Below are 17137 nucleotides of genomic sequence, written 5' to 3' on the forward strand. Positions count from 1 at the left end.
CCATCCCATCTCTAGTGCACGGTTCCGGTCAGCCCGCCGGCTCGTGCTCGCCGTTCTCGCTAATGCGATTGATCGTGCCTTGCGCAACGGCGACGAGTTTCTCGCGCTGGCCGTCCATCACATACACGTTGCACTGGCAGGTTGCCTGATGCCGCCCTGCGTAGACGACCTTCGCCCGTGCGATTAGCGTGCCGTTCATCACCGGCCGCAGATAGTTGATCTTGTACTCGCCGGTCACGACCTTCGGCCCCAGCGACAGCGCGCCGGCGAACGTCAGCGCATTGTCGGCGAGATAGCTGATGACACCGCCATGCACGAAGCCGTGTTGTTGCCGCAACTCGTCGCGGATCGGCAGACACAGCGTCAGTTCATTGGTGCCGGTGTGCATGAGTTCGGTGCCTAGCAGCATGCTGAACGGCTGGGCATGCAGTGCGCCGCGCGCCCGGTCGAGGATGTCGGTCATCGTGAGTCCTTCGGGCTTGGCCCGCAGTGGCATCTGCACCGGCGTCCATTGTGCAGTCCCTACCCACTCTAGGAAGCGCTGACGCATCGCGTCAAGGTGAATCCAAAATATCTGTGGAGCATTGTTGCGGAAAATGACGGGAATTGCGAAGTTGGCCGATGAAATGGGGACGTAAGACGATTTTTGGCGACATTGATCTCAAGCAAAGTTTGGCCTTGCCGTTAACCCGGACGTAGGTCCCGTCATTCTTTGCTTTAGGTGTTCACGATGTTCAGCAAGATCAAGGTCGCATCCGGCCTGTTGTGTGTTCTGGCCGCGTTCTGCGTTTTCCAGCTTGTCACGGTGGGTTTGGGGTTCTGGTCGCTCACACGCACGCATGACGACGTGGGGGATCTGTCGAATGTCGCCTTGAAGCAGGTGGACGCGGTCAATGAAACGACCCAGCACCTGATGGATGCGCGCATCAACCTGTCGCGCGCCAGTACGCGCATGGTGCGCGGCGGCGCCGAGCCGGCCGATATCGTGCAGCATGCCCGCGACCAGCTGACGGCAGCTGATCAGTCGTTCGGTGCGTTCATGAGCGCGCAGAAGACCAGCGACGAAAACAGCACCCGCGCCGCCGCGCTCGCCGAGCGCTACAAAAAGTTCCACGACGCGCTCGCGGAGCTGGTGCAGTTTCTTGACGCGAACAATATTCAGGCTTTTCTAGACCAGCCGACTCAGGGCTTCCAGGACGCCTATCTCGCCGAGTCGCACAACTTCGTGCAATTCGGCGCTGCTGCGAGCCAGGCATCGCTTGATTCGATCGACGCACGCATGGCCACATTCCGCGCCGTCAGCGTCGCGATCCTGCTGGTGCTGGTAGCGGGCACATTCGGCGTGTACGCGGCGCTCCGTAAGGGCGTGGTGGCGCCGCTGGAAGAAGCCGGTCGTCACTTCGACCGCATCGCGCAAGGGCGTCTCGACCAGCCGATCGCTTCGCGCGGCACCAATGAGATCGGCCGCCTGTTCTCGGGTCTCGCGAAAATGCAGGCGAGCGTGGCGCGCACCGTGCAAACCGTGCGCGAATCCGCTGACTCGATTCACCTCGGCGCGGACGAAATCGCCACCGGCAACGCCGATCTGTCGGCACGCACGGAAAACCAGGCGGCATCGCTCGAAGAAACCGCGTCGAGCATGGAGGAATTGACCGCCACGGTGCGCCAGAACGCCGATCACGCCCGTGAAGCCAATGCCCTCGCCGAAACCGCCTTGGAGGCGACCTCGCGCGGCAGCGAAGTGGTCAACGAGGTGGTCGACAAGATGCGCGGCATCGCGCAAAGCTCGGACAAGATCGCCGAGATCATTTCGGTGATCGACGGCATCGCGTTCCAGACCAATATCCTCGCGCTGAACGCGGCCGTCGAAGCGGCGCGTGCGGGCGAACAGGGCCGTGGCTTCGCCGTGGTGGCGGGCGAGGTGCGCGGGCTTGCCCAGCGCAGCGCGCAGTCGGCGAAGGAAATCAAGACGCTGATCAGCGAATCGGTCGCCGAGATTCAGGGCGGTTCGACGCTGGTCGAGCATGCCGGTGAGGCGATGAGGAACGTTTCCGCATCGATCTCCCGCGTCACGCAGATGATGGCGGAAATCAGCGCATCGTCGCTCGAGCAGAGCACGGGCATTGAGCAGGTCAACCAGGCGGTGGTGCAGATGGATGAGATGACGCAGCAGAATGCGGCGCTCGTCGAAGAAGCTGCCGCAGCGGCAGCCTCGCTGCATCAGCAGACGCAGCAATTGAAGGACGCCGTTTCTGTGTTCGAAATTTCTGAGACTGTGTTGCGAATGCAACAAATGGACGACCTGCACGGGCAAACGGCGGCGTTTGCGCTGTCAGGGATGCGGGCGATCTAGGCCGCGAACGTGCCCAAAAAGAGGGCATCTGCAATAGAAAATGGCCCGCCAAAGCGGGCCATTTTGCATTAGACGCAAGCGCCTAAGGGTGCCTCAACGTACCTGAAGGTACTTAGGCCGGCTGGATGTTCGCAGCTTGCTTGCCCTTCGGGCCTTGCTTGACTTCGAACGTCACTTTTTGGTTTTCCTGCAGGGACTTGAAGCCGCTGCCTTGAACTTCCGAAAAGTGTGCAAACAGGTCTTCGCCGCCGTCGTCCGGGGTGATGAAGCCAAAGCCCTTTGCATCGTTAAACCACTTCACAGTACCTGTTGCCATTTTTAATCCAGTAAATGTTGTGTGTTGCATTCGCGACCGCTATTTCTCAACACGAGATCGAGCGCGAAGTACGAGTTGTATCACGTCTTTATGATGGACGCCAATCAACAAGTATTCGGGTATTCCCCTGATTGGACCCTTTTGAGGTCCGGAAACCATTTTCCAAGGGGGCCCAGCCGGTAGGGTAAACTGCTTGTATTACTCTTCCAGGAAAAACATTGACACATTATTTGCAAGATGAACTTACCTCATTCTGGAGTCGTTTGACCCCCTATCTCGCGATATTGGAGTCGAAATCACCTCAAGAAGGCGCCCCGGATCCGGTCGGCCGAATCACGGTCGATACCGAAGAGCACCAGGCTTTCGCCCTTCACACCACCGATAAAAAACCGCACGGCGATACATCGGATACCCCCACCGGACACAGCGCGACCTACACGCGATTCAAAACTGCCGACGCCGATTGGGGACCCTGGCAACGCGAAGAATACTGATTGACCGGTCAGTCGGCTTTTGACGCCGATGCACGGGGAGACGGCGGCCGGCGCTTAGCCCGGCAAGGCGTCATAGGCGGTCGCGAGGTGATAGGGGGTGGTCGACGGCATGTCGGCACGCACCACGTCACCGGCGGCCGTTTTGCATTCGAACCAGCCTTGCGGACGCAGGAAGCGTTGCCGGAAGAGCTCAATTTGCCGCGGCAGCGCGGCGTGCGCAGCCGGGTCGTCATGGCTCGCCAGTGCGCGCAGATACTCGGTTTGCGCCCAGATCCGCTGGATGGGGTCCTTGATGCGTCCGGTTTCGTCGAGCGAGGCGTACACGCCGCCCGTTTGCGGGTCCACGCCATATTGCTGCGCGAAGCTGAACGCGCGCGTCAGCGATTCGTTGAGACCTGAGGCTTCGAACAATGCACCCGCCTGCTTGACCAGCCAGAACCATTCGAACTGATGCCCCGGTTCCAGACGGTTGTCGTCCGCGCCAATCGGCAATTCGGCGACGCAGCCGGTCGGCGCATGCACGAAGTGATGCGCGATGGCGCCGGCAAGACGGCCCAACGCGGCGTCGAAGGCGTTGTCGCGTGTGACTTCGCGGGCGGCCAGCCACGCTTCGGTGAGATGCATCAAGGGATTCTGGATGGGCGTGCCGGTCACACTGGCGAAGTCCGCGGTGAGCGCGGCGTTGAACAGATCACCGTCGGCCACGAAGTGCGACTGGATCAGTGCCGACGTGCGATGCACGACTTCCAACGCGTCGCGGTTGCCGGAACGGCCGGCATATTCCGCGCAGGCGAACACGACGAACGCGTGCGTGTACAGGTCTTTGGTCGTGTCGAGCGGCGCGCCCTGCGCATCCACGCTATAGAACCATCCGCCGTTGCGGGTGTCCTGAAAGGTGTGCATCAGCGAATCGAACAGCACCTGGGCATGCGCCGCATCGCCTGCTTGCGAGAACACGAACAATTGTCGCGCGCACGCCATCGCCCGGTAACGCTCCGCGGGCAACGGTTCAGGGCCCTCGGCGCTGACCGCTTCGTAGGGCAGCTTCAGCGCGGGGTTGAAACCGGGCCCGCGCCACAGCGGCAGCACCACGTGAGCGAAGTGGTCACGCAGTGTGTTGGCAAGCGGGATCGTGGAAGCGGTGAAAGGGGTCATGCTCTGCATAGTTCGGTTGGTCAAACGCGGTCATTCGAAGCGCCTGCGGATTTTGGCTCTCGCCGCAGCGAGGCCGCTGGCGACGTGCGGCCAAGCATAAAGCAAACGGCTGCCGCTGGCACTCCGTCACAGCTGCGAAATACGCTTCAAATAATTTCAGAAGAGGAGGAAAAACAATGTTGGGGAACCTTGAACTCATTTCCCGTCTGATGCTGGCCGCTGCGCTCGGCAGCGTCATCGGCTTCGAGCGCGAACGGCTTTCATGGGCCGCGGGCTTGCGCACGCATATGCTGGTCTGCGTCGGTTCGACGCTCATCATGATCGTGTCGGCCTATGGTTTTGCCGAAGTGCTGTCGGGCGATCACGTCGTGCTCGATCCGTCGCGGATGGCCGCGCAGGTGGTCTCCGGAATCGGCTTTCTCGGCGCCGGTTCGATCCTGCTGCGGGGCGAAATCGTGCGCGGGTTGACGACGGCGGCCAGCCTCTGGTCGGTCGCGGCGATCGGGCTGGCGGTTGGCGGTGGGCTGTACACGGCGTCGATCGCCGCGACTATCATCATTCTGATCATCCTCGCCGGGATCAAGCCACTCGAGCGCCGCTTCATCACCGTGAAGCAACGGCGCCAGCTGACCATGATCGTCGAGCGCGGCGCCATGACATTCCATTCGCTGCACGACGAACTCGGCGCCGCGAGCCCGCGCGTCAAACAATTCGTGATGCAGCAAAGCGATGACGCGCCGGAGTGCGACGAAGTGATAATCACGTTGCACCGCGTGTCGAATACCGAATATGAAGCGATCTGCTCGCGCTTGCGTCAGTTGCACGGCGTCAAGCAGTTCCGGCAGGACGAGGCGTCGTCTTAAAAACGGAAAAACCTCGGCGAATGGCTTCGGCAGGGGCGGGCGGCCATGCGACAATGCGGTCTCGAAAAATTCCAATGGCATTGACGAGCGGTGCTCGGCGCCCGCTTTCTGGCGACGACCGCTTTTTTCTCTATGGCAGATTCCGCAGCATCCACGCAGTCCCGGCCTCAGCGCGCCGCTTCGAAGAAGCGGCGCCAGGCCACCGTCTCGACCGAAACTGAAAACAAGCTGGCGCGCGCCGCGCGCTCGGCACAACGTCTCGCGCAACTGAGCGATGCCTCGCGCGACGACAGCACCCTCGACCTGTTCCCCGACGATCCCACCCGCGCCACGCTGGAGGCGATGAATATCGACGTCCGGCAAGGTACGCTGCATGGCTTTGAATTACCCGATGTCGTGCTGGCCGCGGTTGGCGTGATCGATGCCGACGGCATGTCGCCCGAGGCAAGGGCGGCGCGCCGCGCGCCTCGCGCTGCGAAATCCGATGAACCGGTGCCGGTGAATGCGCAATTGAGCGGGCTGGAGACGGAGGCCGTGGAGGCAGCGGCATCGCCGGTCGGCGAGTTGGCTTTCGGCGATGTGAAGGCGGCGGCAGAAGCGTCGGCCGAAGAGAAGCCGGCGGCATCGGCACGTGACGCGGCTGCGCCGCTTACGTCTGCGATGGCGGCCGCGACTGTGGCGCGCAGCGTGACTGCGCTGCGTCAGGCTGCTGAGCCGGGTGCAGCGACGGCGGATGCAGCGGTTGCGTCGACCTCGGGTGGTGCCAAACCGGCTGTGCCGCCGCAGCGTTTCGCGGCGACTTTTGCCAAGGCGACGACGGCTTCGAGAGAAGCGGCCGGCGTGGAAGGCTCGGATGCGGGAGCGGAGGGTGTTTCGTCTTCCTCTTCCTCCGAGTCTGGGGTTGATTCCGGTGCGGTGGTTGCTGAGCCGACGTCGGCCGTGAAGCCGTCGGGCAACGTGTCTGCATCCGCGTCGTCAGCGTCGGTATCCTCCGCGCACACAAACGCGTCTTTCTCTGCACCTTCTTTCCGCGAAGCCCAGCGTGCCGAAGCAGCCGCGGCAGCACTGCGCGCCGCGCCTGAGCTCGACCGCGCCCGTGCGACAGCCTTCGCCGATACCGTCGACGCCCTATACGGCGTGATCGCCGATCAACGCCTCGCCGCGACCGATCATTCACGCCGCATGAAATGGATGCTGTCGATCGTGGTGGGCGCGTTGCTGATGACGGTCGCGATCGGCATCACGCAGACCGTGCTTCTGATGCGCCTGACGCGTGAAACCACCGCCCAGCAACACCGCATCGAACAGATGATGCAGAACCAGCAGGCCGCCATGGCCAGCTTGCTCGACACGCACATCGCGATGGCCAACGCAGCGGCAGCCAATGCGGCTTCTGACGCAGCCGCAACCGCGGCGCCTCAGGCAGCCGCGGCCACGCCCGCTCATAGCAAACGCGGCACGCGCGCACAGCACGCGCACAAGCCGAAAGCTGCCAATTCGCACTGATTCTCAGTGACTGCCGCGCCGGCGTTAGCTGGCCGCGGCAACTCGTTTTGCCCGCGCAAACAAACAGCCGGGCGCCTACTTCCGCCCCCAGCTCCCCGGCTTCCAGTCTCACCCTCGCTCCCTGCCTCCCAGGATAGGCGCCGTAAGGAACCACCCGCCGCCAACGCCTCGCAAGCCAAACTTCACGTTTTAAACTCTCGTTGCTGTTGCGAAGCCGGAACGGATACGCCAGCGCATCTTCCGACGGGAGCCATCATGCCGACCAGCACGCACAAATATTCGATCGAGGACCTGCTAGCCGCGCTTCTGCGCGATCAGGGCATCCACGAAGGGCACTGGGCGTTGAATGTCGAGTTTTCGGCGACGGGCGCGTCCGTCAAGCCGCAAGAGAACCCCGCGCGGACCTTGCCGGGGCTGATCGTCTCCGTCAACAGCGCGACGCTGATGCGTGCGGACAGCACAGCAGAGGGCGCCGTCGATGCCGCCGTAGTGAACCCTCGCAAAACCACGACGAGCGCGAAACCCACGCGCAGCAGGAAGCCACAGTCGACCACGCTTCAGTAGACGGAAGCTTTTGACCCTGAAATATAAAAAACGGGGACGTTGTCATGGTGCGACGCACCATGGATAAAAACCCTGTGACAACACACCACACCCGAGAAATTGCTGCATTGCACTAGCTTTTGCCTAGGGAAAACCCTATAATTCTTCTTAAGGGAAAACCCTAGCTAATGCAGTAACCAACCGGGAGTCGCCATGAGCTTCATTTTTGCATTGTTCCAAAAGGTCAGCGACCTCTTTGCGTCGCCCCATCTGCCGCTGGATTCGGACTACTCGTACGCAGCACGTAGCCGCGAAGCAGAGCGCATGCGCAAAGCGCAATCCACGTTGTTCGGCATCAAGCTGAGCGACTAATAAAGCAAAGCTGTACGGCCTGAGCGCGGACCATCGCGCATGAGCACGCACGTCGAGTGCGTCCGCATCATTGAAGCCACTGCCCGCGAAACGCGTGCCGTGGCTTTTGTTTTTTGTGCGGTTACCGCCCAATTCCCCGTTTTTCCGAATATTTCCTGGCCGAAATGAATGTAACGGCAGCTCACACGGCGCCGTAGTGTCGTTCAGTTGATTCACCGCGCATGCGCAGTAGACGGGCGGCGAAGGTCCAAAACACGGCCATTCATCAGTCCCTTTCATTGAAATGTGCGCTTACAAGTGCTCACGTCTTCATGCGGTTTGCGCCGCTAAAGTTGGTCTCAAGCGTACGGCGTCTGGTCCGAACCCAAAATCGCGGTTCGATGTTGGCCGAACACGGGCGCTGGCTTGATACAAAACTTTGCATGGGAGGTCACTATGAAAACCTTTAACAAGACGTCGCGTTCGATCGTTGCAACCTTGTTGGCGGGCGGCGCGCTGCTCGCAGCCGGCAGTGCTTTCGCCCAGGAACGGGTGGTTATCGAGAATGGTCCGGGACCGGCGGTTTACGGTCAGCCGCACATGACGCCGGTGGGCGTGTCGATCAATATCGGCTGGCACGGCGATCGTTACTACGACGGCCACCGCTACTGGGCTCATGACGATTGGATGCGCCATCATCCGCACGACTACGATCCGCATCACCACGACGACCGTCGGCCGCCGCCCCCGCGCTACTAATGCGCGCATGACGGCGCCGCGTGACGCGGCGTGAGGTCCGCAAAGCCGGTCCCTCCTCACGGAAGACCGGCTTTGTTGCATTCGGTCTTCGAAAACGGCGCGCTGCGCTATGCTTGAACGCTTTCATCGACGGCAGCAGGAGAGCGGCGTGGACAAGGCAGTCATAGGCGTAGTGGGCACGGGATTGATGGGCGTCGGTATTGCGACGCAAAGCGCGTTGCACGGGCATCGGACGATCGTTCACGACGTCGACCCGGCGCGCCTCGCGAGCGTTGCGCCGAAGGCGGAGGCGGTGCTCGACGAACTGATCGACGCCGGACGCATCGACCACGCTGCCAAGCGGGCGGCGCTCGGGCGCATCGAGACACATGGGCAACTTGACGTCATGGCGTCGGCGCAATTCGTGATCGAGGCGATTCCCGAGGTGCTTGAACTGAAGCATCGCCTGTATGCGGCGCTGGCAGAGTTGATGGCAGACGATGCGATTCTCGCGAGCAACACCAGCGGTTTTCCGCCCGATCAACTGGTTGCTCCGCTGCGCGCGAAGGAGCGTTTTCTGATCGCGCATTTCTGGAATCCGCCGCACATGATCCCGCTCGTCGAAGTTGTGCCGGGTACCGCGACCGCACCGGAAGTCACCGAACATACCGCTGCGTTGATGAGCGCGATCGGTATGGAGCCGGTGGTGCTGGCGAAGGCGATTCCGGGTTTTGTCGGCAACCGGTTGCAGTTCGCGGTGCTCCGCGAGGCGTTGAACATCGTGCGTTCGGGAGCGGCGACGCCTGATGTGGTCGATCGGGTCATGAAGGCATCGCTCGGGCGCCGCTGGGGGATCGTCGGGTCGTTCGAGGGCGCGGACATGGGCGGCCTCGATACCTTCCTCGACATCTCCACGCATTTGATGCCGGAACTCGCCAAGGACGAAGACGTGCTCGATCTGCTGCGGGCGCAGGTAAACGCGGGGCGTGTTGGCGTGCGCAGCGGTGCTGGTTTCTATGAGTGGGACGAGGCTCATTTGGCGCGCGTCAAAGCTGGCCGCAAGCAGGTGATTAGTCGCGGTTAACTATGGCGCGGCAATCAACGATCAGACATAGAGGATTGCGGTAAGCATTGGCGGCGACCGACCGTCATCGCCAACTTATCCCGCTGCTTCGCAATCCCACCCAGAATCGATTCCGCCAATCCGTCCGGAAATCCCGAAGGAACCTGAGTGCCCACCGCACTGATCACATGATCAGTCGCGTCGACCACTTCAGCAATGATGTCTTGCGCCGTATCGCTTCCCGACCCAACCTGTCGAGCCTGTTCGATCCAGTGCCGCCGCTGAATCTTTTCGATGAGATAGTGATTGGTACTACCTCGAACAGCCATCGCCATCTTCACCTTCTGACGCGCAATCTGATTTCGCCCGGGGCCAATGATTGGATGCGCGGAGAGCACGTCATAAAGTGGCGTCGACCGGTACAAGCCGCCCGGCAGATGGAAAATACTGAAGTTCTTCGCATGCCCATCCGTTGCTGCCAATAGCCAGAACACAAGTTGAGTTTTGAAGAACTGCCGCCGATCCTGGTCCGCGTTTTCCGAGCCGAGCAACACGTCCATGATCTCTGCGATGCCCGGCCCGCCGTCGGCCTGGTACTTCAGATGTGAGGGCCTTCCGGTGGCCTGGCACATGTCTTCCTGCGGAAGGCGCACGATCCAGCTCGCGTCGCTCGACAATCTACGGTCGAAACGCTCGACCACGAGCGCTTTTTGATTCTCGAACGCTGCAATCTCGCAGTTCGCCGCGGGAAGTCCATACGCCGATACGATTTTCGAGCACAGCCATTCGTTCTCGATTGAGGTCCGCATGTCCGCCTGCATGTTTCCAACCAGCCCGAGCGGAAGCTTGAAGATATGCGTGGTCGGCGTGCTGCCAGTCGGGTAGATCCACTGTTCGTCGTGGCGCAGCAGCGCCGTTTTCTCCTGGGCTCCGGCAATCGATAACCTTAAATCCACCCCGTTATCGTATTGGCCGAGCGGCGCCGCTGAGGTGGCATTGCGCAGTAGCAGCGCGATCTGCGGCTCGGATAACGGCGTTCCGGAGATGTCGTAGAGGTCGGTGGGTTGTTCGTCAGGCGGGAGTAGTTGGATCGCACCGACGCAGTCCCGGCCAAGCGCTACCAGCAGATCGAATGCGTTCGTGCTGCCCGTGCGATGCCGTTGAGCCAATCGCCGGCGGATCGCATCGCTATCGGGAAGCAAATTGTCGAAGAATGCGCTGACCACGTCGCCGCGGTACGGTTGGTTCCCGGGCGTGAACGGCATCGATAGGGAAAGGGGACGCCCTTGTTCGTCTTCGATCCACTCGTCGAGATAACTCAGGCGGTCCCCTTCCCGTGCTTTTTCCCAGTAGCCTACGGGCAGCCCGTTCATCCAGATGTTGAGTCGTTGTGTCTGAGAGCGGCGCGCCATGATTACCAGTTTTCCCGTTTCTTTTTGGTCGTGATTGTCCCAAGGGATTGCCTCGAACTCGACGCCTTCTGAGTCCGGCCTGAGCGGTTGGCGACAGACGGAGATTTCGCTTTCTGGGCGGCAGGGACGTGTCGTTGAAGCTTTGGCGTTTCGGCCTGCGCTGGTTTACTGTCAGGCGCGGACGACGTCTGACTCATGCGCAACTCGACGTTGAGCAAACGCATGACCTTAAAAAGCCGCTCGACGCTTGCCGATGCCGGATTGGCTTCCAGCTGCGCGTAGCTTTGCTGCGTGATGCCTAGCAGTTCGGCCACCGCAGCTTGTGTGAGCCCTGCGGACTTGCGGAAGCCCAGCAGAATGGGGCGGAGCTGACTTAGCGTCTTGATAGCGTAATCCATTGGATTTTCTTCAGGCTCGTACAGTCTCTGGACTGTATCACGAAAATACAGTCAATAAGCTGTAAAGCAAATATACAGGTTGTAGACTGTATTTGTAATTTACAGCTTAAAGCCTGTTAATACGAGCGCGAACCCAACCGATGAACTGGAACTCACGGAAGCGCGAACAGCCGTAGTCCGCTTCACTGCTGCCTTCAGCAGCCCCAGCAAGTCTGCGGTATAAATACCTCCCGCCTCACCCGCAAACCCCAACACAAACCATGCCCCACTACTTCTACAACCCCGCCACCGGCCACGGCCTCCCGCACGACCCATTCAAGGCAATCGTCGCTCCGCGCCTGATCGGCTGGATTTCCTCACGCGCTACCGATGGCACTCTCAACCTCGCGCCCTACAGTTTCTTCGGCGCGTTCGCGAGCTTCCCGCCGATCATCGGCTTCTGCAGCGAAGGCCGTAAAGACAGCATCGCCAACATCGAGGCCACCGGCGAATTCGTCTGGAATCTGTCCAGCAAGCCACTCGCCGAGCAGATGAACCGCTCCTCCGCGCCAGTCCCGCCCCACGTCGACGAATTCGAACTCGCGGGCCTGACACCCGCGCCTGGTCGCAACGTAGCCGTGCCGCACGTCGCCGAATCGCCGGCCGCGCTCGAATGCAAGTTGCTGCAAGTGGTCCGTCTGCACACCCTCGACGGCAAGCCCATGGACAACTACCTGTCGCTAGGCCAAGTAGTCGGCGTCCACATTAACGAGGCCTATCTGAAAGACGGTCTGTTCGACACCCACGCTGCGCAGCCGATCATGCGCGCGGGCTATCGCGCCGACTACGCGGAAATCGGCGAGATGTTCCAGATGTTCCGCCCAACCGCATAAGTACCCAAAGTGGCACCCAAAGCGTTTGAATCATCTCGCGCCGCGCAATGCGGCGCGGCACTCACCTGATCACCTCCGCGAAACGCAAAGCCAGCGCCCCGCAAACTGGCCCGCTTGATGCTTGCAACCGACGCTCCAACGCGTCGTTTTCAACTGCCGGCTCACTCAAGAGGAGCGCGATCATGTCCACCGAATTCGCTACGCAGTTCAGCCATGTCCGTCCGCAAGACACGTCCTACGTGGATCAGGGCCTACGCGATTTTTTTCTTTACCGCGATTTAGGCATCGCGCAGGCAACCGGCGGCAAGGTGCTCGCGCAACTCGTCAAGGCGAATCACGCACCAGAGCAAGGCACCGGTTGGCACCGTCATGAGGCCGATTTCCATATTGTGATCATGTTGAAGGGCTGGGCGCGCTTCATGTACGGCGACAAGGAGACGCTCGTCGCCGCCGGCGATTGTGTGCATCAGGCGCCGGGCATCGTCCACTATCTGTTCGATTACTCCGAAGATATGGAGTACATCGAGATCGTGTCGCCGGCCGATTTCAAGTCGATTGAAGTCGAAGGTCCGTGCGAAGTCCCGGCGGTGCAGCCGTGGAAGAGCGCCGTGGCCTGACTCACGATTGCGTCGCGGGTGGCCGCCGGCGCGGTGCCCGTGACGCCTGCTGAGTCTTGGCGGTGGGGCCGGAGCCAACCCCGTTTGGCGAGGCAGTTACCGCCGCCGCCGAATCCACCTCGACGTCGACCACTGCAGCAGCAGCCGGGGCTGACGCGATCGCTTCCGAAGCCGCTGCCACCGACACCGGCTGAATCGTCCGCGCCCGCGAACTCACCACTACCGCACGCGGTTCGTTGTCGTAAATCACGGCCCGCACACGCGGATAAATCTGCCGCTCCCACCGGTGTCCATTGAACACGCCATAGTGCCCCACACCGGTCTGCACATGATGCGTCTTCAAATAAGGCCTCAACTTGTCGCACATATCCTGCGCAGCGAGCGTCTGACCAACCGCGCAGATATCGTCTTTTTCACCCTCTACGGTCAGCAGCGCAGTACGTCGAATTTTCGAAGGCTCCACAAGCCGTCCTTCCACCTCGAGTTCATGCAACGGCAGCGCGTGCCGCTGAAAAACCGTATCGACGGTCTCCAGATAAAAATCGGCCGTCAGGTCCATGGTCGCGAAGTATTCTTCGTAGAAAGTGCGAATCGTATCGGCCTTCGCCGGATCGCCTTTGGCGCGCTCGTAATGCATAGTCTCAAACGAGTCGAGATGGCGGTTGAGGTTCATCGCCATGAACGCGGTTAGTTGCACGAAGCCGGGATACACGCGACGGTGCGCACCCGCAAAACCGAACGGCACGGCGCTGATCAGGTTCTGCTCGAACCACTCGATCGGCTTGCTTTTAGCCAGTTCGTTGACGCGCGTCGGGTTAATGCGCGTGTCGAGCGGGCCGGCCATCAGCGTCATGCTGGCGGGCTGCGCGGGGTTGTCGTCGGCGGCCATTAGCGCGACTGCGGCCAAAGCGGCGACTGTCGGCTGACACACCGCGAGCAGATGCGCGCCCGGCCCGATCGTTTCGATGAAATCGATCACGTGCCGTACGTATTCGTTGAAGCCGAAACGGCCCTGGCTCAGCGGCACGTCACGCGGGTTGTGCCAATCGGTGATGTAGACATCGTGCTCGGCAAGCATCGTACGCACGGTGCCGCGCAGCAGCGTCGCGAAGTGGCCGGACATGGGCGCGATCACCAGCACGCGCGGTTGCGGATGAGAAGGCGCGGTGTCTTTACGGAAATGCAACAGCGAACAGAACGGCGTGTGCGCCGCGACTTCCTCGACGATCTGTACGGGTTTGCCTTCCGTCACCACGCTATCGATGCCGAACGGCGGCCTGACAGGCGTGAGTCCGGCAAGCGTCAGCAATTCGCAAGCCGCGCGTATCGAACGACCATGCGACGTATCGCCAAACGCGGGCCACGCGTCGAGCGAATGATTCACCAGCGCTGCGCCGTGCCGCATCGGCAGCATCATGTCGGCGAAAGCCTGGTATGTGGGATATGCGAACAGGTTCATAACCTTCGCACGAGTGCAGGAAAGGAAGGAACCCGAATAGAGGCAAGTCATGTGCCAATCGTGCAGTCGCACTGACGCCGCCGTCGCTGCACGTTGGCATAGCATTTGCGCCGGTCATGGGAGCGGGCCGAATTTGCCGCGCTTTGGTGCGCCCACGCACGGCAACGTGCATGCGCATCGTCAGGCGTCGGACGAACGCCTCATCTGGAGGAGAATCGTATGGCGAATACCACGCTCACCATCAGCAGCAAGAACTATTCGTCGTGGTCGCTGCGCGGTTGGCTGCTGACCAAATTTAGCGGCCTGCCGTTCGAAGAGATCGTGATGCCGATCGACGATCCCGCCGCGCGCGCCGAATTGTTGCTGCTGTCGCCGTCGATTCTGGTGCCATGTCTCTTTCACGACGGCATCAAGGTCTGGGACACCCTCGCGATCGCCGAATATCTGAACGAGCTGAAGCCGGAAGCGGCGCTATTGCCCAAAGACATCCGCGCGCGAGCGCATTGCCGCTCGATCTGCGGCGAGATGCATTCGGGTTTTGGTTCGCTGCGCTCGGCGTTGCCGATGAATCTGAAAGCGCATTTCCCGGGCTTCAAGGTGTGGGCGCGAGCGCAGTCGGATATCGACCGCATCGTGACGATCTGGAGCGAGTGCCTGAAGCAGTATGGCGGACCGTTTCTGTTCGGCGAGCGCAGTGCGGCGGATGCGATGTACGCACCCGTGGTGACGCGTTTCGTGACCTACGACGTCAAGCTGGATCCGGAGATCGTCGACTATGGGCAGCGCATCATGGCGCTGCCAGAGATGCAGCAATGGATCGCGGACGCGCAGCAGGAAGTGGAGGAGATCGACGAACTGGATGTGGAGTTTTGATCACGGCGCAGGGCGCACGGCGGCGCGGCAGGGCGCCGCGCCGTTACATCGACCTAGGCAACGCGTTAATCCCGCCCAGCCCCCAGCTTGAACACACTCACCACCTGCGCCAGCCGCGCAGCCTGATCGCGCAGCTCAGCCGCCGCGTGTTCGGCCTCGCCGACGATCGTCGCATTCTGTTGAGTCGCCTCGCCGATCTGCGTGACAGCGAGATTGACCTGCTCGATGCCACCCGATTGCTCGCGTGACGCAACGCTGATTTCCGCCATGATCGCGCGCACCTGGCCGACCTGTTGAACGATGCCCTGCATCGTCGAGCTCGCTTCCTCCGCGATCCGGAAACCGCTTTGCACGGTCGCCGTGGAGGCGGCGATCAGCCCGTCGATCTCCTTCACCGAAGCCGCACTGCGCTGCGCCAGCGCGCGCACTTCCGACGCCACCACCGCAAAGCCCCGGCCGTGTTCGCCGGCGCGCGCCGCTTCCACGGCGGCGTTCAACGCGAGGATATTGGTCTGGAACGCGATGCCTTCGATCACGCTGGTGATCTCGGCGATCTTCTGCGACGAGCGGCTGATCTCGCCCATTGTCGAGACCACGCGTTCGACGGCACGGCCGCCTTCGACTGCGGCGTCCGCGGCATTCGTGACGAGCGTGTTGGCCTGCGCGGCATGGTCGGCGTTCTGCTGCACGGTCGACGTGATCTGTTCCATGCTGGCCGCCGTTTCTTCAAGGCTGCTAGCCTGCGTGGCAATACGCGCGGCAATGTTGCCGCTGCCGGTAGCGATCTTTTCAGTCCCTCCCGATATATCCGTCGACGCATTGCGCACTTGCGAAACGATACGCGCGAGGCCTTGGCCGATGCCATCGATCGATTGCATCAGGCGGCCGATTTCGTCGGCACGCGCATTCGCACCCTTCCCCACGCGCACGCTCAGATCGCCCGACGCGAAGCGCTCGGACGCCTTCGCGGCTTCATCGAGTGGACGGCTCACGAGGCGGCGCACAGCGATCAGGAACACGATCGCGAACACGCCGACCAGCACGAAACCGATCACCAGGAATTGATCGCGCGTCGCGACGACGTCCGCCATCACTTCGTCGCGCGGTGCGACGCCGCCCACCAGCCATTGCCATTCCGGCACGGTGACGAACGACACGAATTTGTCGCGCGCGTTGCGCTCGCCCAGCGTCGCGTCGGCGGAACTGAATTCGAGTTGGCCTTCTTTCATGTCGAGCATCTGCTGGTACGGCGCGTTCGCGTTGTCCGCGTTCTGGCCGGCGGCGGCCGGATGCACGATCAGCTTGCCGCGATCCGCGCCCTTCGAGGCATTGACCACGAAGTAGTAGCCGGTGTCGCCGATTTTCAGTTTGCTGATGCCGTCCTGGACCGACTGGATTTCCTTGTCCACGTTCACGCCGACAAACAGCGCGCCGATCACGCGGCCGCTCGCGTCCGTGATCGGCCGATATTGCGTGATTAAACGTTTGCCAAACAGCGCGGCAAGTCCCGTGTAGGACTTGTTCGCCATGATCAGCCCGTAGGCCGGCGCTTTGCGGTCGAGCAACGTGCCGATCGCGCGCGAGCCGTCCTGTTTCTTCAGCGAAGTCGTCACGCGGACGAAATCGTCGCCGCTGCGTGCGAACACGGTAGCCACCGCGCCGCTGCGTTCGAGAAACTGGTCGGGAATCGAGAAGTCCATGTTCAGGACTTTGTCGCCGGCCTTGATGGTCGGGGTGGCGACGCCGTTGATGTCGACTTTCTGGGCGTCGTCGAGCGTGTAGCCGGTGGGAAGGAAGCTTGCGAACAGCGACATCGAGCGATCGACTTCGGCCGACAATGCCTTGTCGAACAGCGTGATCATTGCGGCGATCGAGCGGTCCTTATCGGCGATGCGTTCGAGCACCTGATCGCTGACCTGCTTGCCGGCGCTGCGCGTGAGCGCCCATGTAAAGGCGGCAAAAATCAATGCCACCAGCGCGCACGACAGTACGGCAAGCCGGGCGCCAACACTGGCGCGGCGCAAAGAGAGAAATTCCATGGGCGTTCGGAGTAAGGAGTGACATGAGGTGCGCAAACCGTGCGAATGCGTGGTTTACACCTATGTCAGGATTACGGCCGATTTG

General features: G+C 61.5%; 18 protein-coding genes. 11 read left to right on the forward strand and 7 right to left on the reverse strand.

What is annotated here, in order from left to right; genetic code table 11:
• Positions 1-28: 28 nt before the first annotated feature.
• On the reverse strand, positions 29-463 hold the full coding sequence (locus BM438_RS11610) for a PaaI family thioesterase (protein WP_054034920.1): 435 nt from the start codon (positions 461-463) through the stop codon (positions 29-31).
• Between the two features lie 267 nt (positions 464-730).
• Here BM438_RS11610 and BM438_RS11615 point away from each other — a divergent pair, with 267 nt between their 5' ends.
• Positions 731-2353, forward strand: a complete 1623-nt coding sequence (locus tag BM438_RS11615) for a methyl-accepting chemotaxis protein (protein ID WP_093634456.1) — start codon at positions 731-733, stop codon at positions 2351-2353.
• A 112-nt stretch (positions 2354-2465) separates the two neighbouring features.
• Here the strand turns inward: BM438_RS11615 and BM438_RS11620 are convergent, their stop codons facing one another.
• Positions 2466-2669: a cold-shock protein gene (locus tag BM438_RS11620; RefSeq protein WP_007178724.1), complete on the reverse strand. Its 204-nt coding sequence runs from the start codon at positions 2667-2669 to the stop codon at positions 2466-2468.
• A gap of 218 nt (positions 2670-2887) precedes the next feature.
• Between BM438_RS11620 and BM438_RS11625 the strand changes: the two genes are divergently transcribed.
• Positions 2888-3163, forward strand: a complete 276-nt coding sequence (locus BM438_RS11625) for a hypothetical protein (RefSeq protein ID WP_054034765.1) — start codon at positions 2888-2890, stop codon at positions 3161-3163.
• Positions 3164-3217: 54 nt separating this feature from the next.
• On the opposite strand, the gene BM438_RS11630 is transcribed toward BM438_RS11625, so the two are convergent.
• Positions 3218-4327 carry an AGE family epimerase/isomerase gene (locus tag BM438_RS11630; protein WP_093634401.1) on the reverse strand — a complete coding sequence of 370 codons (1110 nt, stop codon included), beginning with the start codon at positions 4325-4327 and terminating at the stop codon, positions 3218-3220.
• 167 nt (positions 4328-4494) lie between these two features.
• Between BM438_RS11630 and BM438_RS11635 the strand changes: the two genes are divergently transcribed.
• The 6 genes from BM438_RS11635 to BM438_RS11655 all read left to right on the forward strand — a co-directional run bounded on the left by BM438_RS11635 (position 4495) and on the right by BM438_RS11655 (position 9403).
• On the forward strand, positions 4495-5181 hold the full coding sequence (locus BM438_RS11635) for an MgtC/SapB family protein (protein WP_093634402.1): 687 nt from the start codon (positions 4495-4497) through the stop codon (positions 5179-5181).
• A 132-nt stretch (positions 5182-5313) separates the two neighbouring features.
• On the forward strand, positions 5314-6687 hold the full coding sequence (locus BM438_RS11640; RefSeq protein WP_093634457.1) for a hypothetical protein: 1374 nt from the start codon (positions 5314-5316) through the stop codon (positions 6685-6687).
• Between the two features lie 255 nt (positions 6688-6942).
• On the forward strand, positions 6943-7251 hold the full coding sequence (locus BM438_RS11645; RefSeq protein WP_093634403.1) for a hypothetical protein: 309 nt from the start codon (positions 6943-6945) through the stop codon (positions 7249-7251).
• 192 nt (positions 7252-7443) lie between these two features.
• Positions 7444-7602 carry a hypothetical protein gene (locus tag BM438_RS45465; RefSeq protein ID WP_166618131.1) on the forward strand — a complete coding sequence of 53 codons (159 nt, stop codon included), beginning with the start codon at positions 7444-7446 and terminating at the stop codon, positions 7600-7602.
• A gap of 435 nt (positions 7603-8037) precedes the next feature.
• A complete protein-coding gene (locus BM438_RS11650) occupies positions 8038-8340 on the forward strand; it encodes a hypothetical protein (protein ID WP_093634404.1) in 303 nt (100 codons plus the stop codon).
• A gap of 109 nt (positions 8341-8449) precedes the next feature.
• The gene (locus BM438_RS11655; protein ID WP_208620648.1) at positions 8450-9403 is read left to right on the forward strand and encodes a 3-hydroxyacyl-CoA dehydrogenase family protein; all 954 of its coding nucleotides are present in this window, start codon (positions 8450-8452) and stop codon (positions 9401-9403) included.
• 14 nt (positions 9404-9417) lie between these two features.
• On the opposite strand, the gene BM438_RS11660 is transcribed toward BM438_RS11655, so the two are convergent.
• The gene (locus BM438_RS11660; RefSeq protein WP_093634405.1) at positions 9418-10794 is read right to left on the reverse strand and encodes a type II toxin-antitoxin system HipA family toxin; all 1377 of its coding nucleotides are present in this window, start codon (positions 10792-10794) and stop codon (positions 9418-9420) included.
• A 2-nt stretch (positions 10795-10796) separates the two neighbouring features.
• The gene (locus BM438_RS11665; RefSeq protein WP_093634406.1) at positions 10797-11192 is read right to left on the reverse strand and encodes a helix-turn-helix transcriptional regulator; all 396 of its coding nucleotides are present in this window, start codon (positions 11190-11192) and stop codon (positions 10797-10799) included.
• A 260-nt stretch (positions 11193-11452) separates the two neighbouring features.
• On the opposite strand from BM438_RS11665, the gene BM438_RS11670 reads away from it, so the two are divergent.
• Positions 11453-12064, forward strand: coding sequence for a flavin reductase family protein (locus BM438_RS11670; protein ID WP_093634407.1), 612 nt, complete (start codon positions 11453-11455; stop codon positions 12062-12064).
• Between the two features lie 182 nt (positions 12065-12246).
• The gene (locus BM438_RS11675) at positions 12247-12681 is read left to right on the forward strand and encodes a cupin domain-containing protein (protein WP_093634459.1); all 435 of its coding nucleotides are present in this window, start codon (positions 12247-12249) and stop codon (positions 12679-12681) included.
• A gap of 1 nt (position 12682) precedes the next feature.
• On the opposite strand, the gene BM438_RS11680 is transcribed toward BM438_RS11675, so the two are convergent.
• Entirely contained in the window at positions 12683-14140 is a 1458-nt protein-coding gene (locus BM438_RS11680) for a polyhydroxyalkanoate depolymerase (RefSeq protein WP_093634408.1), read from the reverse strand.
• Between the two features lie 219 nt (positions 14141-14359).
• Between BM438_RS11680 and BM438_RS11685 the strand changes: the two genes are divergently transcribed.
• Positions 14360-15013: a glutathione S-transferase family protein gene (locus BM438_RS11685; RefSeq protein WP_054034774.1), complete on the forward strand. Its 654-nt coding sequence runs from the start codon at positions 14360-14362 to the stop codon at positions 15011-15013.
• A 65-nt stretch (positions 15014-15078) separates the two neighbouring features.
• Here BM438_RS11685 and BM438_RS11690 read toward each other — a convergent pair whose 3' ends face one another.
• Positions 15079-17052 (reverse strand): methyl-accepting chemotaxis protein, encoded by a 1974-nt coding sequence (locus BM438_RS11690; protein ID WP_093634409.1) that lies wholly within the window; start codon positions 17050-17052, stop codon positions 15079-15081.
• Positions 17053-17137 lie beyond the last annotated feature (85 nt).

This window comes from Paraburkholderia aspalathi, assembly GCF_900116445.1.
Lineage (GTDB): Bacteria > Pseudomonadota > Gammaproteobacteria > Burkholderiales > Burkholderiaceae > Paraburkholderia > Paraburkholderia aspalathi.